Origin of the sequence: Duganella sp. LjRoot269 (genome assembly GCF_964254095.1) — a bacterium.
Lineage (GTDB): Bacteria > Pseudomonadota > Gammaproteobacteria > Burkholderiales > Burkholderiaceae_D > Rugamonas > Rugamonas hordei.
The window spans coordinates 4812914-4833137 of sequence record NZ_CAXUSL020000001.1 but is presented as its reverse complement, the minus strand read 5'-3'; the positions used below and the strand labels follow the sequence as shown (position 1 = coordinate 4833137).

Here is a 20224-nt window from a genome sequence, read left to right as displayed (position 1 = left end):
GTCAGGCTCCGGACAATCGGTGGTGGCCGGCCGGCGCCAGGGGGGCGTCGTCGCCGAGCATGCGCGCCAGCGCGACCGCGGTCACCGGCTCGCTGAAATAGTAGCCCTGCGCCTGGTCGCAGCGCTGGCCGCGCAGGAAGTCGCGTTGCTGCGGCGTTTCCACGCCCTCGGCCACCACCGTCAAGCCCATGCTGTGGGCCAGCGCGATGACGGCGCCGGCGATGGCGGCGTCGTCCGCGTCGTCCGGAATGTCGCGCACGAAGGAGCGGTCGATCTTCAGCGCGTGGATGGGGAAGCGCTTCAGGTAGGACAGGCTGGAATAACCGGTGCCGAAATCGTCGATGGCCAGCTGCACCCCCATGTCGCTGAGGCGCTGCAAGGTCTGGGCCGCGCTGTCGGGGCGCTCCATCAGCACCGTTTCGGTGATCTCGAGCTCCAGGCAGCGGGCGTGGCAGCCGGTGTCGGCCAGCACCCGCGCCACCATCGCGTCGAGGCCGGGCTGGCGGAACTGGCGCGCCGACAGGTTGACGGCGATGCGCACGTCGCGCAGGCCGGCGCGGCGCCAGGCCACGTGCTGGGCGCAGGCGGTGCGCAGCACCCATTCACCGATCGGCACGATCAGCCCGGTTTCCTCGGCGATCGGGATGAAGGCGTCGGGCATGACCAGCTGCTCGCCGGCCGGATGCCAGCGCAGCAGCGCCTCGACGCCGACCACGATGCCGCTGCCGAGGTCGATCTGCGGCTGGTACATCAGTTGCAGCTCGCCCCGCTCGACCGCGTGGCGCAGGCCGCTCTCGAGCGTGAGCCGGTCCAGCGTGCGCGCGTTCATCTCGTGCGAATAGAACTGGTAGTTGCCGCGGCCGAGGGCCTTGGCCTGGTACATGGCGGCGTCGGCGTTCTTGAGCAGGGTCTTGCCGTCGGCGCCGTCCTTCGGATACATGCTGATGCCGATGCTGCTGGCCGGCGACAGCTCGTGGCCCAGGATCAGCATCGGCGCGAACAGCGCCTCGAGGATCTTCTGCGCCAGCGCGCCGGCGGCGCGCTCGTGCGGCAGGTCGGCCAGCAGCACGACGAACTCGTCGCCGCCCAGCCGCGCCACCGTGTCGGCTTCGCGCACGGCCTGCTGCAGCCGGCGGCCGACCTCGACCACGACGCGGTCGCCGGCGTCGTGGCCCAGGCTGTCGTTGATGGTCTTGAAGCGGTCCAGGTCGAGGAACAGCAGCGCCGCCTGGCGGCCGCTGCGGCGCGCCTGGGCGATCGCCTGGCCGATGCGGTCGAGCAGCAGCGTGCGGTTGGCCAGGCCGGTCAGCGCGTCGTGGCTGGCCAGGTGCAGCAGCTCCTCCTCGAACTGCTTGCGCTGCGAGATGTCCTCGATCACCGCCACCAGGCTGGCCTGGTCGCCGGCCGGCCGCATCGCCGCCACCGTGGCCTTGACCCACACCGCGCGGCCATCCTTGCACAGGTAGCGTTTTTCGCGGCTCGAGCTTTGCAGCGCGCCGGCGGCCAGGCTGCGCAGCAGCGGCGCGTCGATCTGCCAGTCCTCGGGCGAGACGATGTCCGACAGGCGCAGCCGCAGCAGCTCGTCCTCGCTGTAGCCGACGATGTCGAGCAGCTTGCGGTTGACCCGCAGCCAGCTGCCGTCGGCCGACACCTCGGCCAGTCCCACGGCGGCCTGGCCGAACGCGGCGCGGTAGCGTTCTTCGCTGTCGCGCAGCTCGGCGCGCGCCTGCATCGGCGCGGTGATGTCCTCGGCGATCAGCAGCAGCAGGTCCTGCTTGTCGAGCAAGGTGCGCGACAGGCAGCAGCGCAGGTGGCGCGGGCCGTCGGGCAGCGTCACCGTCAGCTCGCGCTGGTAGGCCGGCTGGTCCAGCCCCTCGGCGATGCAGGCGCGCAGCGCCGCATCGCCGACCAGTTCGTCGTAGCGCAGGCCGGCGCCGCCGCGCTGCCCGCCCAGCATGCCGAGCATGGCCTGGTTGACGGTGCGCACCGCGCCGCCGCCGTCGACCACCATCACGCCGGACGGCATGCTGCTGATGATCTGCTCCGAGTAGTTCTTCAGTCCCAGCAGTTTGCGGCGGCCGGCCTGGATATAGGTGTCGAGCGCCAGGCTCATGTCGAAGTTGACCACCTTGAACAGCGCGCCATAGGTGGGCAGGAAGGTGTCGGGGCTGTCGCGCAGCAGCTCGCGCAGCACCGGCGCCAGGTCGGTCAGGTATTTGCGGTAGCCGCCCAGGTACCACACCGGGGCCAGGCCGATGCGCTGGTGCACCAGCCCCACGCGCAGGCGGTTGCGCACGTAGTCGTCGCCGTAGTCGCCGGCGGTCAGCGAGCGGAAGTAGCCGGCCTGGACCCGGCGCAGCCGCGCCAGCGCCGCGCCGTCGCCCAGCAGCGGCCGCAGCACCGGCATGCTCAGCAGATGCGTGTAAAACGCTTCGATGACGGGCTCCAGGCGCGGCTGCAGCAGCGGATGGATGCGGCGCAGCAGCGCCAGGTCGTCGGCGCCCAGTTCCAGATACCGCAGGCGCAGCGCGATCTCGCCGGGGGACGGCATCATGTCGCCGGCGCTGCGGTCCAGGTCATCGGTGGTTTCGGTCATGCACGCCTTTCGGGTCGTTGTTCAAGAGGTCAATGGGCGATCAGCACCGGCAGCGTCATGTCGCGCAGCACGGTGCGGGTGGCGCCGCCCAGCAGCGTCTCGCGCGCGCGACGATGGCCGTAGCCGCCCATGACCAGCAGGTCGCAGCGCAGTTCGGCGGCCACGCACAGCAGCGCGTCGCCGATATCGGCGGTCGTGAATTCGCGCATCACCTCGGCGCGCACGCCATGCCGCGCCAGGAACAGCGCCATGTCGGCGCCCGGTTCGGCGCCATGCCGGTCCGCTCGCGCTTCGGCGTTGAGCACCAGCAGTGTCGCCTTTTGCGCCAGTTTCAACAGCGGCAGCGCGTCGCCGATGGTGCGCGCGGCCTGGCGGCTGCCGTCCCAGGCCAGCAGCGGATGGCGCAGGGGACCTTCGGCATCGCCGTCGTCCGCCGGCCTGCACGGCGCCAGCAGCAGGGGCCGGGCGCAGTTGAGCAGCAGCTCCTGCGGCAGGTCGCGGATGGCGCCGGGCGTGGCCGCCTGCGGGTCGGTCTGGCCCAGCACCAGCAGGTCGTGGTAGGGCGCCTGCAGCAGCAGGGCATCCTCCGGGGCGTCATCGGCCAGCCGCGAGGTGGCCGCGTGCAGACCGGCGCGGCGCGCGATGGCGTCGAACGCGGCCAGGCTGGTCTGCGCCTGGTCGCGCCAGCGCTGCAGCTGTTCGGGCACCAGCGGCCCTTGCCGCAGCGGGTCGCTCAAGGGCGTGAAGCGGGACAGGCCGGTGCAGGCCAGCGCCGTCAGGTGCGCGCCGCAGGCAAGCGCCAGGCGTACCGCCAGCGCCATGCGGGCGGCGGCGGCCGGGGTCTGGTCGGCGTGCACCAGGATCGAACGGTAGGACATGGCGGCACTCCTTGGTGGCGGGCGGCGCGTCAGTGCGACATCAGCACCGGCAGCGTCATCGATTGCAGCAAGCGGCGCGTGACGCCGCCCAGCACCATCTCGCGCCAGCGCTGGTGGCCGTAGGCCCCCGCGACCAGCAGGTCGGCGCCGACGTCGGCCGCCAGCGACAGCAGCGCGTTGCCGACGTCCATGCCGGGCGCCGTGGTCTGTTGCAGCACCTCGACCTTGACGCCGTGGCGCGCCAGGAACAGCGCGATGTCGGCGCCCGGCTGTTCGCCGTGCACGCCGTACTGGCGCTCGGCATTGAACAGCGCCAGCGTGGTGCGCGCGCTCTTGCGCAACAGCGGCAGCGCGTCGGTGACGGCGCGGGTGGCCGCGCGGCTGCCGTCCCAGGCCACCAGCGCGTGGCGGTCCAGGTGCGGGAAGGCGCCGGCGTACGGCACCATCAGCACCGGCCGGCCGCCGTACAGCGCCACGTACTCGGGCAGCTTGCGCAGCATGGCCAGGCCTTCGGTGGCGGGATCGGTCTGGCTGAGCACCACCAGGTCGGCGTAGCGCGCCTGCAGCACCAGGCCGACCTCGGGTTCGTCGTCGCTGTAGCGGCGCTCGTAGCTGACGCCGGCGGCGCGCGCCTGCGCCTCGAAGCGCTCGAGCGCCTGTTCGCCGCGGCGCGTGATCTCGTCCAGTTCCTCCTGCGGCAGCGGCCCGGCAAACGTCGCGCCGCTGTTGCGGTAATACTCCATGGTCAGGCCGGTCAGCGCCGCGCCGATCAGGTGCGCGTCCTGGCTGGCGGCCAGCTGGGCGGCCAGTGCGATGCGCGTTGCGGCGTGGGATGACTGGTCGACATGGACCAGGATGGTTTTGTATGACATGGCAGACTCCTTCAAATGGCGGCAGGGCCACGGGATGCGGGAATCTTCAGGCTATCAAAGCCTATCTTCAAATTTTATGATCTGGATCAAACTTCGCCGGATCGGCCGCCATTCCACCATTATTTGATCTGGCGCATTTTTTTTCGCGGTCCCGCTGCCTACGCTTGAGGTAGAGCCCGGACAGGCCAAATGGGAGAAAAAATGCTTACCCGCTGCAATAGCCTGAGCGTGTATTTCGCGCTGCTGCTGCTACCCGGCCTGCTGATCGGCGGCGTGGTGCTGCTGTTGCTGAACCAGCGCGGGGAAACCCAGCTCGAAGGCAGCAGCCTGCTGGCGGCCAGGGGGCTGTCGCGTGAACTGGACCAGTCGATGGCGCGCATGCGCTCGACCGCGGCGGTGCTGGCGGCCGCGCTGCCGGCCAGCGGTGAGCCCGACGGCGCCGGCCGGCGCCGGCTGCTGGCCGCGCTGCCCGCCGGGGCGGCGGCGACGCTGCTTGACGCCGGCGGCGCGCCGCAGTTCACCACGGCGGCGGCCGATGCCGGGCTGTCGCCGGCCGCGCTGGCGTCGTTGCTGCGCCAGCTGGGCCCCGGCGCCGCGCCGGCCAGCGCCTGCGTGCCGGCGGCCGTGCCGCAGGTGGCGGTCGCGGTGGCGCTGACGACGACCGGCGGCGGTCCGGCCGGCGTGCTGGTGTACCAGGAGGCGGCGGCGCCGCTGTTTGCCGCCGCCGTGCGCGACCAGCTGGCCGACGGCTGGATCGGCGCCTGGATCGCGCCCGGCGGCGTGCTGGTGGGACGCTCGACGGCCGCCGCGCGCTATGTCGGCCACCCCGCCATCGCCGACCTGCTCACCGCCATGCAGACCAGCGCCGAAGGCATGTTCGTCAGCGCGACGCTGGAGGGAACGCCGTCGTTCGTCGGCTACAGCCGTTCGGCCGTCAGCGGCTGCACGGTGGCCGTGTTCATTCCACGCGATCTGCTGCGCCAGAAAGTGGGCGAGCGCCTGCGCCTGATCGGCGGCCAGATCGCCGCCGCCATGTTGCTGGCCTGCCTGCTGGCGTGGGCGCTGCTGCATCGCGCGCTGGCGTCGCTGCGCAGCCTGCGCCGGGCCACCGCGCTGGCGGCGGCGGGCGCGCCGGGCGCCCGCGCCACGCTGGAGGGACCGGCTGAGATCCGGCTGCTGGCGCGCCAGTTCAACCGGCTGCAGCAGGCGCGCGAACGGGCCGACGCCAGGGTGGCGCTGGCGGCCAGCGTGTTCGGCGCCATCGCCGACGGCATCCTCATCGTCGGCCCCGACCACGCCATCATCGAGGTCAACCGGGCGTTCGAGACCATGAGCGGCTATACGCGGGAGCAGCTGATCGGCCAGAATCCGCGGCTGCTCAAGTCCGGCAAGCACGATGCCGCGTTCTACCAGGGCATCTGGCGCAGCCTGGACGCGCGCGGCCACTGGCACGGCCAGATCTGGGACCGGCGCCGCGACGGCAGCCTGTTCGCCGCGCAGTTGTCGCTCAGCGCGGTGACCGGCGCGGACGGCACGCTGCTCCACTACATCGCCTTCTTCAGCGACATCACCGAGCAGCGGCTGCGCCAGGACCAGGTCGAGCAGCTGGCCTACCTGGATCCGCTGACCCATTTGCCGAACCGGCGCCTGCTGCGCGACCGCCTGACCCAGGGGCTGGCCGTCGCCGCGCGCAGCGGTCATCTGCTGGCGGTCTGCTCGATCGACCTCGACGGTTTCAAGGCCGTCAACGACAGTTGCGGCCATGAGGCCGGCGACGCCGTGCTGGTCGCGGTAGCGGCCCGGCTGCTGCAGGCGGTGCGCGCCAACGACACGGTGGCGCGGCTGGGGGGCGACGAGTTCGTGCTGGTGCTGGCCGAGCTGGGCGCCGAGCACGAGGCGGTGGCCGTGGTCGAGCGCGCGCTGGACTCGGTGCGCGCGCCGATCCGGCTGGCCAGCGGCCGTCATGTGGGGGTGTCGGCCAGCATCGGACTGGCCTTCTTCCCGCGCGACGGCGCCACCCCCGAGCAATTGCTGGGGCTTAGCGACGACGCCATGTATGCGGCCAAGCACGCCGGCCGCGACTGCTACCGCGAGGCCGGCGTCGGCTAGGCCGCCGGCGTGCGCCGTGCGCGCGTCAAGGACCGCCGTCCACCAGCGCGGCCGCGTCGGCCGCGGCGACGCGGCCTTCGTCGGTGGGCACCACCCACACCTCGACCGCGCTGCCGGCCGCATGGATGGGCAAGGCGGCGCGGCCGTCGGCCGCCAGGTTGCGGGCCGGATCGAGCACCACGCCCAGGTGGCGCAAACGGGCGCAGGCGTCCCGGCGCAGGGCGGCGTCGTGCTCGCCGATGCCGCCGGTGAAGGCCAGCAGGTCGAGGCCTTCCAGCGACGCCGTCAGCGCGCCGCAGGCCTGCACCAGCCGGTGTTCGAACAGCGCGATGGCCTGGCGCGCGGCCGCCGTGCCGCTGGCGCGCAGCGTGCGCATGTCGGCCGACAGGCCGGACACGCCCAGCAGACCGGACTCGCGGTACAGCAGGTTCTCGATGCGTTGCGGCGTCCAGCCCTGGCGCAGCAGGTACAGCAGCACGCCGGGATCGACGGCGCCGCTGCGGGTGCCCATCATCAGGCCGTCCAGCGCGGAAAAGCCCATGCTGGTGGCGATGCTGCGGCCGGCGCGCATCGCGCACACGCTGGCGCCGTTGCCCAGGTGCGCCATCAGCACGCGTCCGCCGGCGCGCCGCGTCAGCGTCGCCAGGCGGGCGGCCAGGTAGCGGTAGGACAGGCCGTGAAAGCCGTAGCGGCGGATGCCCTCGGCGCGCAGCGCCTGCGGCAGCGCGAACAGCTGTTCCTCGGCCGGCAGGCTGGCGTGGAAGCCGGTGTCGAAGCAGCCGATCTGCGGCACGTCGGGATAGGCGCGGCGGCAGGCCCGCACCGCCGCCAGGTTGTGCGGCTGGTGCAGCGGCGCCAGCGGCGCCAGCGTGTCGAGGTAGGCCAGCGCGTCGTCGTCGAGGCGGATCGAGGCGGCATGGCGCTCGCCGCCGTGCACGATGCGGTGCGCCACCGCCGCCAGCCGCACCGGCCCGGCGTGCTCGTCGAGCAGCGTGCGCAGCCGCCGCAGCGCCCGTTCGAACGGGTCGCCGTCGCCGGACGCCAGCGGCGCCGGCTGCGCGTCCGAGGCCGGCGCGTGCAGGCTGACCTGCGGCTGGCCGCCGGGCTCCAGGCCTTCCGCCACGCCGCTCAGGATGGCCGCCTGGGTGTGCCCGCCACGGCAAGGGTAGAGCGCGAACTTGAGCGAAGAGGAGCCGGCGTTGACCGCCAGCACCACGCGGCGGTAGTCGCTCATGGCCGCTGCTGCCGGTAACTGTGCGCCAGCAGCAGCGCCAGCGCGGCCGAGGCGGTGCGGGCGGCGGCGCCGTCGGCGCGGCTGGTGAGGGCGATCGGCACGCGCGCCCCCAGCACCACGCCGCAGACGGCGGCGCCGGCCAGGTATTCGAGCTGCTTGGCCAGCAGGTTGCCGGCCTCCAGGTCGGGCGCGATCAGGATGTCGGCGTGGCCGGCCACCGTCGAGACGATGCCCTTGGCGCGCGCGGCCGCCGGCGAGATGGCGTTGTCGAAGGCCAGCGGGCCGTCGAGCAGCGCGCCGTGGATCTGGCCGCGCTCGGCCATCTTGCACAGGGCGGCCGCGTCCAATGTCGACGGCATCTTCGGCGTCACCGTCTCGACCGCCGACAGGATGGCGACCCGCGGCTCGGCGATGCCCAGCACGTGCGCCAGGTCGACGGCGTTCTGCACGATGTCGACCTTGTCGAGCAGCGTAGGCTGGATGTTCAGCGCGCCGTCGGAAATGAGCAGCACCTTGTCGTACAGCGGCACTTCGGTATGGAACACATGGGTCAGCCGGCGCGCGGTGCGCAGCGCCGGCTCGGCCAGCACGGCGGCGATCAGCTCGTCGGTATGCAGGCTGCCCTTCATCATCATGTCGACCTCGCCGGCGGCGGCCATCGCGGCCCCGCGCGCGGCCGCCGCGTGGCTGTGCGGAACGTCGACCAGCGTGACGCCTTCCAGCGAACGGCCGGCGGCCTCGGCCACTGAGCGCAGCCGCTCCTGCGGCCCGATCAGCAGCGGCACGATCAGGCCGTGCTGCGCCGCGTCCAGCGCGCCGCACAGCGATGGGCCGTCGCACGGGTGGACCACGGCGCAGCGCAGCGGCGCCAGCGGGGCGGCCCTGGCCAGCAGGCCGGCGTAGTGGGTGTGCGCCTGCGACAGGTTCAGCTGGGGCAGCTGGGCGCGCGGCCGGCGCACCTTCTCGCCGGGGGCGATGACGGTGGCCACGCCGGTCAGCACCACCGCGCCGGTCTGGTTCTTGATTTCGCAATCGAGCAGCACATGCTTGTTGACGTCATCCTTGGCCGTCACCGTGGCGGTGATGCGCAGCTCGTCGCCGATGCGCACCGGCTTCAGGAACTGCAGCGTCTGCGCCAGGTAAATCGTGCCGGGGCCGGGCAGGGCCGTGCCCAGCAGGCGCGAGATCAGCGCCGCACCCCACATGCCGTGCGCGATGACGCCATGGAACAGCGTGTGATCGGCATATTCCGGATCGACGTGGGCGGGGTTGACGTCGCCCGAGACCGCGGCGAAGGCGAGGATGTCTTCCTTGGTCAGGCGGCGGCTCAGGCGGGCGTTCTGGCCGACGCTTAACTCGTCGTAGGTGATGTTTTGTATGGTGTCGTCGGATTCATTCATGGGATGCCCGCAAAGGTGCGCTGCCGGAACGGAAGGCTTGCGAGGCAGTGTAGTGAGCGGGATAGCCGAAGTATTTGATCTGGATCAAATACAGCCGGAACCCCGGCCAACCATAATCGTTGCATCGACCACCAAGGATCGCGATTGCGGAGGACATCATGGAAACGACAGGCTGGAGCGCCGACATGGCGCTGGGGATCCCGCTGTTCGACGAGGCGCACCAGGCCCTGGCCGAGCAGGTCAAGCAGCTGCTGGACGGGCCGGACGAGCAATTCGAGGCCGGCATGGCGCGGCTGACCGACGCGCTGGAGGAGGACTTCCGGCTGGAAGAATCGCTGATGGAGGCGATCGATTATCCGGCGATCTGCTCGCACCGCGAGCAGCACGCCCGGGTGCTGGCCACGCTGCACGGGCTGGAGCCGGGCGACATCGCCGCCGGACGCAAGGCCGCCGGCCTGATCCTGCCGTGGTTCGAACTGCACCTGGCCACCGCCGATACCGCGCTGGCCATCGCGCTGCAGGCGATGGGGCAGGCCGCGCCGGCGGGCGCCGCGTCGTAGCGATCACACACCGAGGAGCAAATATGTCATACAAGACGATATTGGTGCACGCCGGAGCGTCGGCGCGCGCCGGCCACATAGCCGCTTGCGCCAGCCGCATCGCCATCGCCGAGCAAGCCCATCTGGTCGGCCTGGCCAGCACGGGCATCAACCCGCTGATGTATGAGTGCAACGCGGCGGCGGCGGGCATCCCGCTGCTGCCGCAGGACTTGAGCGGGCTGATCGAGCCGGCCCGGCAGGCGCTGGACCAGTTCACCGCCACCGCCAGCGGGCTGGGCGTGGCGTCGTCTGAAGTGCGCCTGAGCGACGACAGCATGATCGACAGCCTGGTGCTGCAGTCGCGCTATTGCGACCTGGTCGTCGTCGGCCAGGCCGGCCACGGCCACCCTGCGGACGACAGTTTGCCGCAGGAGCTGATCCTGCATTGCCCGCGGCCGGTGCTGGTGATCCCCCGCGAGGGCCGCTTCGAGCGCCTCGGCGAGCGGCCGCTGCTGGCCTGGGACGGCGGCATGGCGGCCAGCCGCGCCATCGCCGCCGCGCTGCCGCTGCTGCGGAAGGCGGCGCTGGTGACGCTGGCGGTGTTCAATCCGCAACAGGTGTACGGCGCGCACGGCCAGCAGCCCGGGGCCGACCTGGGCGCTTATCTGGCGCGTCACGGCGTCAAGCTCGACGTGGTGGTGCGCCAGGCCGACGACGTCGGCGAGGGCCTGCTGTCGCTGGCGGCCGAGGTCGATGCCGACCTGCTGGTGATGGGCTGCTACGGACACACGCGCTTCCGCGAACTGCTGCTGGGCGGCGCCACGCGCAGCATACTGAACCGCATGACGCTGCCGGTGCTGATGACGCGCTGACTGTCGGCGGCAAACCACTTCACGACTCGGAGCCCACACTGTGCTATTGTGGGCACAAGTTACAGGTTTTATCTCCATACTTCGCGACGTCCCATCATTCAGCCCGCATGCGCACTGCGGGTTGCCTCGGCCTCCACCGCCTAGCTGTTGCTCATAACGCACTTCTTTCACGACCTCCGCCCCGCGCCGCCATGCGCAACGGATGCTCGTGCCAATTCCATTATGTGACACCGGGGAGAAATATCTTGATCGTCGACCGCTCGCTGTACGATGGGCAACTGCTATTGAAGGCGGGGGCGCTGCAGGACGCCATTTTCAACAGCGCCAATTTCTCCAGCATCGCCACCGACGCCCAGGGCGTGATCCAGATTTTCAATGTCGGCGCCGAGCGCATGCTGGGCTACAAGGCCGCCGACGTGATGGACAAGATCACCCCGGCCGACATTTCCGATCCGCGCGAGCTGATCGCGCGCGCCGCCGCGCTCAGCCTGGAACTGGGCACGCGGATCACGCCGGGCTTCGAGGCGCTGGTGTTCAAGGCCTCGCGCGGCATCGAGGATATCTACGAACTGACCTATATCCGCCAGGATGGCAGCCGCTTCCCGGCCATGGTGTCGGTGACGGCGCTGCGCGACGACCAGGAAACCATCATCGGCTATCTGCTGATCGGCACCGACAACACCGCGCGCAAGCGCGCCGAGGAGGCGTTGCAGAAGGCCGGCGCGCTGCAAAACGCGATCTTCAACAGCGCCAACTTCTCCAGCATCGCCACCGACGCGCAGGGCGTGATCCAGATTTTCAACGTCGGCGCCGAGCGCATGCTGGGCTACAAGGCCGCCGACGTGATGAACAAGATCACCCCGGCCGATATTTCCGATCCGCTGGAGGTGATCGCGCGCGCGCATACGCTGAGCATCGAGCTGGGCACGCCGATCACGCCGGGCTTCGAGGCGCTGGTGTTCAAGGCCTCGCGCGGCATCGAGGATATCTACGAGCTGACCTATATCCGCCAGGACGGCAGCCGCTTCCCGGCCATGGTGTCGGTGACGGCGCTGCGCGACGACCAGGGCGACATTATCGGCTACCTGCTGATCGGCACCGACAACACCGTGCGCAAGCAGGTCGAAGCCGAGCAGGCGCTGCTCGACCAGCGGCTGCGCGACCAGCAGTTCTACACCCGCTCGCTGATCGAGTCGAACATCGACGCGCTGATGGCGACCGACCCGCGCGGCATCATCACCGACGTCAACCAGCAGATGGAGTCGCTGACCGGCTGCACCCGCGATGAACTGATCGGCGCGCCGTTCAAGAACTACTTCACCGATCCGGCACTGGCCCAGGCGGGCATCTCGCGCGTGCTGCGCGAGGGCAAGCTGACCAATTACGAGCTGACGGCGCTGTCGCGCGAAGGCTTGGAAACGGTGGTGTCGTTCAACGCCTCCACTTTCCACGACCGCGACCGCAAGCTGCAGGGCGTGTTCGCGGCGGCGCGCGACGTCACCGACCGCAAGCATTTCGAGCACAAGCTGCAGGAAAACAATGTCGAACTGGCAAGCGCGAAGGCGGCGGCGGAAAAAGCCAACCTGGCCAAGTCCGAGTTCCTATCGAGCATGAGCCATGAATTGCGCACGCCGCTCAACGCCGTGCTCGGCTTTGCGCAGCTGATGGCCTCCGATACGCCGCCGCCATCGATCGAGCAGAAAATCTCGATCGACCAGATATTGCAGGCCGGCTGGTATTTGCTGCGCCTGATTAATGAAATCCTCGACCTGGCGATGATCGAATCGGGCAAGGTCGGCCTGTCCAAGGAGGCGATGTCGCTGACCGAGGTGCTGCTCGACTGCAAGGCCATGATGGCGCCCCAGGCCGAGCAGCGCGGCATCGAGCTGCGCTTCCCGAGCTTCGAGAGCCTGTTCTTCGTGCACGCGGACCGGACCCGGGTCAAGCAGGTGATCGTCAACCTGCTGTCGAACGCCATCAAATACAACCGCGCCGGCGGCACCGTGACGGTGGGCTGCGAGCACGACGCCGACGGCCACATCCGCGTCAGCGTGACGGACACCGGCGCCGGCCTGCAGCCGGACAAGCTGGCGCACCTGTTCCAGCCGTTTAACCGGCTTGGCCAGGAAGCCGGCGCCGAGGAGGGCACCGGCATAGGCTTGGTGGTGACCAAGAAGCTGATCGAGCTGATGGGCGGCACCATCGGCGTCGACAGCACCGTCGGCGTGGGCAGCGAATTCTGGTTCGAACTGCTGGCGTCGGAGCTGCCCGGACTGGAAGCGGAAATCCCGGGCGTCGCGCCGGCCCACGGCGACGGCCTGGCCACCGAGGGGGAAAGCGACCGCCCCCGCACGCTGCTGTACGTGGAGGACAACCCGGCCAACCTGGCGCTGGTGGAGCAGTTGATCGCGCGGCGCGACGATCTGCTGCTGCTGACCGCGGTGACGGGACATCTCGGCATCTTGCTGGCCAAGCAAAACCGGCCGGACGTGATCCTGATGGATATCAACCTGCCGGGCCTGAGCGGCTACGGCGCGCTGCAAATGCTGCGCGACGATCCTGCCACCTCGCACATCCCGGTGATCGCCTTGTCGGCCAACGCCATGCCGCGCGACATAGAAAAAGGCATCGACGCCGGCTTCTTCAATTACCTGACCAAGCCCATCATGGTGCGCGAGTTCATGGATGCGCTGGACGTGGCGCTGCAACACGCCTCCCGGTTGAGCGTTGTCCAGCCAGAATGAAGTCGACGAAGGCGCGCATCGGCGCCGGCAGGTGGCGCTGCATGCAATGTAGTGCGGCCGATAGCGTTGTAATTTTTTAACGTTGTCTCGTTGTTAACTCAGCTTTAACTGTCGCTGCGGTGTAATGGCGCCTTTGCACCGACCCCGGAGCCACCGCATGCATCCCGTTCCTGACAGCCCCAGCCGGCAACTGCTCAACAAGGTGCCGCGCGTAAGCCTGGTTTTCTGGCTGATCCAGATCCTGTCGACCACGGTGGGCGAGACCGGCGCCGACTACCTGGCCGTGCCCGCGGGGCTGGGCACGGCGCCTGCCGCCGCGCTGATGATTGCGCTGCTGGCGGCGGCATTGCTGTATCAATTGCGCCAGCCGCGCTACGTGCCGTGGGCGTACTGGCTGACCGTGGTCCTGCTCAGCGTGGTCGGCACGCAGATCACCGATGCGCTCACCGATGGCCTCGGCGTCAGCCTGTACGCCAGCACGGCGGGCTTCAGCATCATGCTCGGCGTCGTGTTCAACCTGTGGCATGGCAGCGAGCACACGCTGGCGATCCAGACCATCGTCACGCGGCGCCGGGAATTGTTTTACTGGGCCGCGATCCTGTTGACCTTTGCGCTCGGCACGGCCGCCGGCAATCTGGCGACCCAGACGCTGGGCCTGGACTTCCGCCTGGGCGTGGTGACCTTCGGCGCGCTGATCCTGGTCATTTTTGGGGCGGGCAAGCAGGGCATCCATCCATTGCTGACGTTCTGGCTGGCGTATATCCTCACCCGTCCGCTCGGGGCATCGCTGGGCGACTTGCTGTCGCAGTCGCCCGATTACGGCGGCGTGGGCTGGGGCACGGTGAACACCAGCATGGCGTTCCTGGCGATCATCGCAACGCTGGTGGCCACTTCAGGAAATCGATCCGCCGCATCGCACAAGGTAAGATGACGGTATTTTCGATGGCATGGGAGTGGCGTGGTGCGTTTGCTGCTGGTGGAAGACGATCCGATGATCGGTGAGAGCATCGAGGACGGCCTGCGCGGCGAAAGCTACGCCGTGGACTGGGTGCGCGACGGCCGCGATGCGGAGCTGGCGCTGGCCGGCATGGCCTACGACCTGATGCTGCTCGACCTGGGCTTGCCGGGCAAGCGGGGCATGGACGTGCTGCGCGCCGCCCGTGCGCGCGGCGCCGACTTGCCGGTGCTGATCATCACCGCGCGCGACGGCACGCCGGCCCGCGTCGAGGGACTGGACGCCGGCGCCGACGACTACCTGGTCAAGCCCTTCGACCTGGACGAGCTGCTGGCGCGCGTCCGCGCGCTGCTGCGCCGGCGCGTCAGCCGCACCCGTTCCGTCGTCGAGCACGGCGCGCTGACGCTGAACCTGGCCAGCCATGAGGCGACCTTCGAAGGCCAGCAAGTCAAGCTGTCGGCGCGCGAGTTTTCCGTGCTGCGCGCCTTGCTGGACAATCCCGGCAGCGTGGTCTCCAAGGCCCAGCTGGAGGACAAGCTGTACGGCTGGAACGCCGAGGTGGAAAGCAACACCGTCGATGTCTACGTCCATCACCTGCGCAAGAAGTTCGGCGCGGACTTCATCAAGAACGTCCGCGGCGTCGGCTACAAGATCCCGGCGACGCCGTGACGACCATCCGCCGCCAGTTGCTGATAGGCCTGCTGGGCGCCACGCTGCTGTGCGTGGCGGGCGCCGGCGCGTCGCTGTACCGCTCGCTGCTGCAGGAAACCAACGAGCTGGCCGACCTGCAGCTGCGCCAGCTGGCTACCGCCCTGCCGCACGAGTTCGCGCCGGATACCGGACTGCCGGTGCCGGAAGATCCTGAAGAAGAGTTTGTGCTGCAAGGCTGGGACCGGGACGGCAGGCTGCTGCACGTATCGCCGGGCATGCGGCAGCTGCCGCGCTATGCGATCCAGGGCTTTTCGGCTGCCACGGTGGATGGCCAGCGCTGGCGCCTGTACGGCGACAGCCGGCACGACCGCTACGTGCAGGTGGCGCAGCCGATGGCGGCGCGCGACCGGCTGGCGGCGCACATGGCCTTGCGCGCCGGCGCGCCGCTGCTGGCGTTTGCGCTGGTCCTCGCGCTGCTGATCGTGGCGGTGGTGGGGCGGGCGCTGAAGCCCATGCACCGGCTGGCGCACGCGGTGGCGGTGCGTTCCCCGGCCACGCTGACGCCGCTGACGGTGGACGACATGCCGCCCGAGCTGCGTCCGGTGGTGCTGGCGCTGAATGGCTTGATGCACAAGTTCGACCAGGCGCTGACGGCGCAGCGCACCTTTGTCGCCGATGCGGCGCACGAGCTGCGTTCGCCGCTGACGGCGCTCAAGCTGCAGCTGCAACTGGCGGAGCGTGCCGACAGCGACGAGGCGCGCGACGCGGCGCTGGCCAGGCTGCACGAGCGGCTGGACCGCGGCACCCATCTGGTGCGCCAGCTGCTGAGCCTTGCCCGCCACGAGACGGCGCTGGCGGCGACCCAATTGCTGCCGGTCGACCTGGGACGATTGCTGGAAGCGGCGGTGGCCGATCATTCCGCGCTGGCCGACAGCCGCGGCATCGACCTGGGCGTGGAGACGCCGGCGCAGGTGCTGATCGAGGCCGATGCCGACGGCCTGCGGGTGCTGCTGAATAACCTGGTCGACAACGCGCTGCGCTATACCCAGCAGGGCGGCCGGGTGGACCTGCAGGCGGCGCATGAAGACGGCTTGCCGCTGCTGCGGGTGCGCGACAACGGTCCCGGCGTGCCGGAGCAATATCGCGCGCGGCTGTTCGACCGCTTCTTCCGCCCGGACGGCCAGGACGCCTGGGGCTGCGGCCTTGGCCTGTCCATCGTGCGCAACATCGCCGACCACCACAAGGCCGAGATCCTGCTGGCCGACAGTTCGGCCGGACGCGGCCTCAGCGTGACGGTGCTGTTCCCGCGACAGGCTTTAATTCAGCGTTAACAATCGCTCTGCTAAGCTGGCCGCCACCGCGTTTTTGATTGCTGAAAATCGAGGGAAGCCTGTTGTATCAAGGTGTATATTGTTTAAACGATTCATCAGCTTGTCATATTCACTTTTTAGACTTGCCGGTTTTTACCCCACCAAAACTGGAAAGTCACATGAAGAACAACAAGCAGCAGCTGGTCCTCTCCGCGATGTCCGCGCACGTGTTGATGGCGCTGGCCTTGATGTCCGGCGGCGCCGGCGCGCAAAACTCCACCGATATCGTGCCCGAATCGAATACCGCGCTGGACGCGGAGGCGATCAAAAGCCGCGTGGTGGTTACCGGTTCGAATATCGCCAACCGCGCGCCGGTGCAGGCCTCGCTGCAGGCCACGCAACCGCAGTCGGTCATCACCGCGACCTTCATCGAGCAGGCGGTGACGCCGCTGGCCGACTTCAACGCGGTCGCGCGCATCGCGCCGAGCATCGGTTCCGGGATTTCCGCCAACGGTCCCGGCCTGGGCGAATCCAAGGTAACGCTGCGCGGCTTCCAGGACGGCGAATACAACATCACCTACGACGGCATTCCGTTCGGCGACACCAACAACCCCACCCACCACTCGACGTCCTACTTCCCGGCCCGCATCATCGGCGGCATGGTGATCGAGCGCGGCCCGGGCAACGCCAGCAACCTGGGGCAGGCCACCTTCGGCGGCTCGATCAACCTGTACTCCAAGGAGCTGGCGCAGGACTTCCGCTTCAGCCCTTACGCCACCTACGGTTCCTGGAACACCAGGATACTGGGCGCGGAAGTCGACAGCGGCGCGCTGGCCGGCTTCCACGATGCGCGCATGATGTTCAACGCGTCGCGCCTGACCAGCGACGGCTACCAGACCTACAGCGGCGTCACGGAGGACAATTACCAGTTCAAGTTCCAGGTGCCGCTGGCGCCGGAAACCACGCTGACGCTGTTCTCGACCTATAACAAGATCCACAGCTACGTGCCGGACAAGGCCGGCGTGACGCTCAGCCAGGTGGCGCAGTTCGGCAAGAACTATTCGCTGAATAACGATCCGGCCAGCCAGAACTACTACGCCTACAACTACAACGACAAGCGTACCGACTTTGAATACATCCGCCTGCAGTCCAAGCTGGGCGGCGGCTGGGCGCTGGACAACACGCTCTACACCTACGCCTACGACAACAACACCTTCTCCGGCCAGGACGCCAGCGGCGCCACGGCCAACGGCACCAAGGCCGCCGCCGCTGGCAACAAGGACGTCCCCGGCTACAACAAGCTCAATTCCTACCGCGTCAACGGCGACATCGTCAAGCTCACCAACCGCCTGCAGGCCGGCCTGCTGCGCGCCGGCCTGTGGCTGGAAACCTCCAACACCAACCGCCATATCTATGACCTGGACTGGACGCTGAACGCGCCCAACCCCAAGGAGGCGAGCGCGCCGAAGAACGTTTCGTACGAACAGAAGTCGTCGTGGACGCAGTACCAGCCGTTCGTCGAGTTTGAATGGGCGGTGGCGCCCGCGTGGACCGTCACGCCCGGCGTCAAGTACGTCAACTTCAAGCGCTCGCTGGACGCCGCCGTCAACCAGGGCACGCGCATCGCGACCAACGCCGACCAGACCTACAACACCACGCTGCCTTTCCTGACCGCGAACTACGCCATCAACGGCAACTGGTCCGCGTACGCCCAGACCGCGCGCGGCTTCCTGGTGCCGGACCTGTCGATGTTCTATGTGAATAACCCGGACCTGAGCACGCCCAAGCCGCAGACCTCGACCAACTACCAGCTGGGCACCGTGCACCAGTCGCAGAACCTGACGCTGGACGCCGACATCTACTACATCGACTTCAACAACAAGATCGCCTCCACCGGCACCGGCAATGACCTGGTCTATTACAACCAGGGCGGCGTGGTGTACAAGGGAATCGAAGCGTCGGCCACCTGGTACCTGGGCCACGGCTACTCGCTGCACGCCAACGGCTCGCTCAACAAGGCCGAGGCCAAGGACACCGGCCTGCAGATTTCCAAGGTGCCGAAGTCGACTTCCGCCCTCGGCCTGCTGTACAAGGATCACGGCCTGTATGGCTCGCTGATCGCCAAGAACGTCGGCAGCCAGTACGCCAAGGACGGCGAGCCGGCCGCCTACCAGCTCGGCGCCTACACGGTGGCCGACTTCACGCTGGGCTACCGCTGGCGCCTGAACGGCCTGGTCAAGGCGGTCAAGGCGCAGGTCGGCGTCAACAACCTGTTCGACAAGCAGGATGCGACCTCGATCTCGCCGAACAGCAAGGGCGCGGCGTTCGACCAGTACACCTTTGTGCCGGAGCGCAGCTGGACGCTGTCGCTGAGCGCCGATTTCTAAGGCGCCGGTATGAGACCCCGTATCTCCCGGTACCTCCCTCTGTACCGCCTGCCGGCAGGCGCCGCGCTGCTGTTGGCGCTGGGCCTGGCGCAGGCGGCCAGGCCTGCCGATCCGGTCGTGATGTCGTTCGCCACGGTGGGCGACTCGCGCGCCGATCCCGACAGCGCGGCAACCCGCCAGGACCAGGCCTACCTGCAGAACACCCGGGCCCTGGCGCGCATCCTGCGCGAGATCCAGGCCGCCAGGCCCAAGGCGCTGTTCTTCAACGGCGACATGATCATGGGTTACACCGACGACAAGCCGACCTTGTACCGCCAGTACGCCTACTGGCGCGGCATGGTGGCCGGGCTGATGGAGGCCGGCACCTACGTGGTGCCGGTCAGCGGCAACCACGAGATGCAGCACAAGGGCAAGGATGGCGGCGGCAAGACCGTCAAGATCGCCCGTCCCGAAAACGAGCAGCTGTGGCGCGAGAACATGGGCGACCTGATACTCGATACCGCGCGCTGGAAGGAAGTCACCGGCATCGAGGCCACGGCCTTCGATCCGGCCAACGCGCCCGCCGTCGGCGGCCCGGACCAGATCCAGAGCAGCCAGTCGCAGCTCAGCTACTCGTTCGACGCCGGCGGCAGCCACTTCGCCGTCATCAACACCGACCCGGTCGGCAACGACGGCCACGGCCCGGCCAACTGGCTGGCGGAGGACTTCCGCCAGGCCAGGGCGCGCGGCGCCAGGCGCTTCTTCGCCTTCGGCCACAAGCCGGCCTACACCTACTTCTTCAAGGACGGCGTGAAGGCGGACGGCATGGATATCTATCCCGACAACGCCAAGGCGTTCTGGGATGTGATGGAGCAGTTCGGCGCGACGTATTTCTGCGGCCACCAGCACATCTTCAACGCGCAGCAGCCGGCCAGGGCCGGCGGCGGCAGCGCATGGCAGGTGATGGTCGGCTCGGGCGGTTCGCCGTTCAGCGCCAAGCCGGGCGACGGCGCTCCCCGGGACCGGATGTACGCCTGGGCCGTGGCGCGCATCCACGCCAGCGGCAAGGTGCATGTCGACGTCTACGGCTTCGACGAGCACTACGGCAAGACCGCCCGCCTGAAGTCGCTGGATTTGTGAACCGTCAGCGGCCGCCGGCGAAAACGCCGACCAGCGCGTCGCTGCCGCGCTTCAGCGCCTGCGCGACGCCGTCGATCTCGCATGCGGGGCGGCCCAGCACCCAGCTCTCCAGCAGCGCCAGCTGAGCGTCGGCGATCTGCCGGGCCGCCACCTCCATCGGGATCAACGGCTCGCTGCAGGGCATGCGCGCCAGCCGCGTCGCGATCAGGCCGGACAGCGTCTGGCTCAGCATGGGCCTGACCGGCCAGCCCAACAGCACCCGGCCCACGCCGTGGTTTTCCCGAAAGTGCCGCAACAGCGCGGGCAGCCGTCCGCTGGCCGGGCCGGGTTCGACCAGGTCGGCCAGGATGGAAAACGGCTGCCTGATGCTCGCCAGCAGAAGGTCGTGCTTGGTCCGGTAGTGCTCATAGAAAGTCGAACGGCCGACGTTCGCGCGTTGCGTGACATGGCCGATTTTCAGCGTCTCGTAACCTTGTTCCAGCAACAAGCTCAGAAAGGCGGCGCGCAGCGCGGAGCGGGTTTTTTGCTGGCGGCGGTCGAGGTCTTGCGCGTTCATAT

15 protein-coding genes are annotated in these 20224 nt (G+C 68.9%); 9 read left to right on the top strand and 6 right to left on the bottom strand.

The genetic code is table 11. The annotated features are described in order from the left end of the window. Position 1: 1 nt before the first annotated feature. From ACSQ3S_RS21565 to ACSQ3S_RS21555, 3 genes are read right to left on the bottom strand one after another with little or no spacing between them, the layout of a single operon-like run. The gene (locus tag ACSQ3S_RS21565) at positions 2 to 2596 is read right to left on the bottom strand and encodes an EAL domain-containing protein (RefSeq protein ID WP_436143710.1); all 2595 of its coding nucleotides are present in this window, start codon (positions 2594 to 2596) and stop codon (positions 2 to 4) included. Between the two features lie 29 nt (positions 2597 to 2625). Further along, a complete protein-coding gene (locus tag ACSQ3S_RS21560; protein WP_436143709.1) occupies positions 2626 to 3474 on the bottom strand; it encodes a universal stress protein in 849 nt (282 codons plus the stop codon). A gap of 29 nt (positions 3475 to 3503) precedes the next feature. After that, a complete protein-coding gene (locus ACSQ3S_RS21555) occupies positions 3504 to 4346 on the bottom strand; it encodes a universal stress protein (protein ID WP_176651543.1) in 843 nt (280 codons plus the stop codon). Positions 4347 to 4547: 201 nt separating this feature from the next. Between ACSQ3S_RS21555 and ACSQ3S_RS21550 the strand changes: the two genes are divergently transcribed. After that, positions 4548 to 6455 carry a diguanylate cyclase domain-containing protein gene (locus ACSQ3S_RS21550; RefSeq protein WP_436143708.1) on the top strand — a complete coding sequence of 636 codons (1908 nt, stop codon included), beginning with the start codon at positions 4548 to 4550 and terminating at the stop codon, positions 6453 to 6455. Between the two features lie 25 nt (positions 6456 to 6480). Here ACSQ3S_RS21550 and ACSQ3S_RS21545 read toward each other — a convergent pair whose 3' ends face one another. Both ACSQ3S_RS21545 and ACSQ3S_RS21540 read right to left on the bottom strand, forming a co-directional pair. Further along, on the bottom strand, positions 6481 to 7689 hold the full coding sequence (locus ACSQ3S_RS21545; RefSeq protein WP_436143707.1) for an acetate/propionate family kinase: 1209 nt from the start codon (positions 7687 to 7689) through the stop codon (positions 6481 to 6483). Continuing rightward, a complete protein-coding gene (locus ACSQ3S_RS21540; protein WP_436143706.1) occupies positions 7686 to 9089 on the bottom strand; it encodes a bifunctional enoyl-CoA hydratase/phosphate acetyltransferase in 1404 nt (467 codons plus the stop codon). Before ACSQ3S_RS21540 ends, ACSQ3S_RS21545 begins: the two co-directional genes overlap by 4 nt. 158 nt (positions 9090 to 9247) lie before the next feature. On the opposite strand from ACSQ3S_RS21540, the gene ACSQ3S_RS21535 reads away from it, so the two are divergent. From ACSQ3S_RS21535 to ACSQ3S_RS21500, 8 genes are all read left to right on the top strand, one after another. After that, complete coding sequence (locus tag ACSQ3S_RS21535) at positions 9248 to 9649, top strand: bacteriohemerythrin (protein ID WP_176651539.1); 402 nt, start codon at positions 9248 to 9250, stop codon at positions 9647 to 9649. Positions 9650 to 9672: 23 nt separating this feature from the next. After that, on the top strand, positions 9673 to 10500 hold the full coding sequence (locus tag ACSQ3S_RS21530) for a universal stress protein (RefSeq protein WP_436143705.1): 828 nt from the start codon (positions 9673 to 9675) through the stop codon (positions 10498 to 10500). A 245-nt stretch (positions 10501 to 10745) separates the two neighbouring features. After that, a complete protein-coding gene (locus ACSQ3S_RS21525) occupies positions 10746 to 13244 on the top strand; it encodes a PAS domain S-box protein (protein ID WP_436143704.1) in 2499 nt (832 codons plus the stop codon). A 157-nt stretch (positions 13245 to 13401) separates the two neighbouring features. Beyond that, positions 13402 to 14175 carry a COG4705 family protein gene (locus ACSQ3S_RS21520; RefSeq protein ID WP_436143703.1) on the top strand — a complete coding sequence of 258 codons (774 nt, stop codon included), beginning with the start codon at positions 13402 to 13404 and terminating at the stop codon, positions 14173 to 14175. Positions 14176 to 14205: 30 nt separating this feature from the next. Continuing rightward, complete coding sequence (locus tag ACSQ3S_RS21515; RefSeq protein ID WP_176652111.1) at positions 14206 to 14868, top strand: response regulator; 663 nt, start codon at positions 14206 to 14208, stop codon at positions 14866 to 14868. Further along, positions 14865 to 16181: an ATP-binding protein gene (locus tag ACSQ3S_RS21510; RefSeq protein ID WP_436143702.1), complete on the top strand. Its 1317-nt coding sequence runs from the start codon at positions 14865 to 14867 to the stop codon at positions 16179 to 16181. Before ACSQ3S_RS21515 ends, ACSQ3S_RS21510 begins: the two co-directional genes overlap by 4 nt. Positions 16182 to 16339: 158 nt before the next feature. Further along, positions 16340 to 18547, top strand: a complete 2208-nt coding sequence (locus ACSQ3S_RS21505) for a TonB-dependent receptor (protein ID WP_436143701.1) — start codon at positions 16340 to 16342, stop codon at positions 18545 to 18547. A gap of 9 nt (positions 18548 to 18556) precedes the next feature. Next, complete coding sequence (locus ACSQ3S_RS21500; protein WP_436143700.1) at positions 18557 to 19666, top strand: metallophosphoesterase family protein; 1110 nt, start codon at positions 18557 to 18559, stop codon at positions 19664 to 19666. A gap of 4 nt (positions 19667 to 19670) precedes the next feature. Here ACSQ3S_RS21500 and ACSQ3S_RS21495 read toward each other — a convergent pair whose 3' ends face one another. Continuing rightward, on the bottom strand, positions 19671 to 20222 hold the full coding sequence (locus ACSQ3S_RS21495) for a TetR/AcrR family transcriptional regulator (protein ID WP_353404665.1): 552 nt from the start codon (positions 20220 to 20222) through the stop codon (positions 19671 to 19673). Positions 20223 to 20224 lie beyond the last annotated feature (2 nt).

Bases quoted from the DNA above. Each gene is read 5' to 3' on its own strand.
- ACSQ3S_RS21565 (WP_436143710.1), bottom strand. From the start codon at position 2,596: ATGACCGAAACCACCGATGACCTGGACCGCAGCGCCGGCGACATGATG.
- ACSQ3S_RS21560 (WP_436143709.1), bottom strand. From the start codon at position 3,474: ATGTCCTACCGTTCGATCCTGGTGCACGCCGACCAGACCCCGGCCGCC.
- ACSQ3S_RS21555 (WP_176651543.1), bottom strand. From the start codon at position 4,346: ATGTCATACAAAACCATCCTGGTCCATGTCGACCAGTCATCCCACGCC.
- ACSQ3S_RS21550 (WP_436143708.1), top strand. From the start codon at position 4,548: ATGCTTACCCGCTGCAATAGCCTGAGCGTGTATTTCGCGCTGCTGCTG.
- ACSQ3S_RS21545 (WP_436143707.1), bottom strand. From the start codon at position 7,689: ATGAGCGACTACCGCCGCGTGGTGCTGGCGGTCAACGCCGGCTCCTCT.
- ACSQ3S_RS21540 (WP_436143706.1), bottom strand. From the start codon at position 9,089: ATGAATGAATCCGACGACACCATACAAAACATCACCTACGACGAGTTA.
- ACSQ3S_RS21535 (WP_176651539.1), top strand. From the start codon at position 9,248: ATGGAAACGACAGGCTGGAGCGCCGACATGGCGCTGGGGATCCCGCTG.
- ACSQ3S_RS21530 (WP_436143705.1), top strand. From the start codon at position 9,673: ATGTCATACAAGACGATATTGGTGCACGCCGGAGCGTCGGCGCGCGCC.
- ACSQ3S_RS21520 (WP_436143703.1), top strand. From the start codon at position 13,402: ATGCATCCCGTTCCTGACAGCCCCAGCCGGCAACTGCTCAACAAGGTG.
- ACSQ3S_RS21505 (WP_436143701.1), top strand. From the start codon at position 16,340: ATGAAGAACAACAAGCAGCAGCTGGTCCTCTCCGCGATGTCCGCGCAC.
- ACSQ3S_RS21500 (WP_436143700.1), top strand. From the start codon at position 18,557: ATGAGACCCCGTATCTCCCGGTACCTCCCTCTGTACCGCCTGCCGGCA.
- ACSQ3S_RS21495 (WP_353404665.1), bottom strand. From the start codon at position 20,222: ATGAACGCGCAAGACCTCGACCGCCGCCAGCAAAAAACCCGCTCCGCG.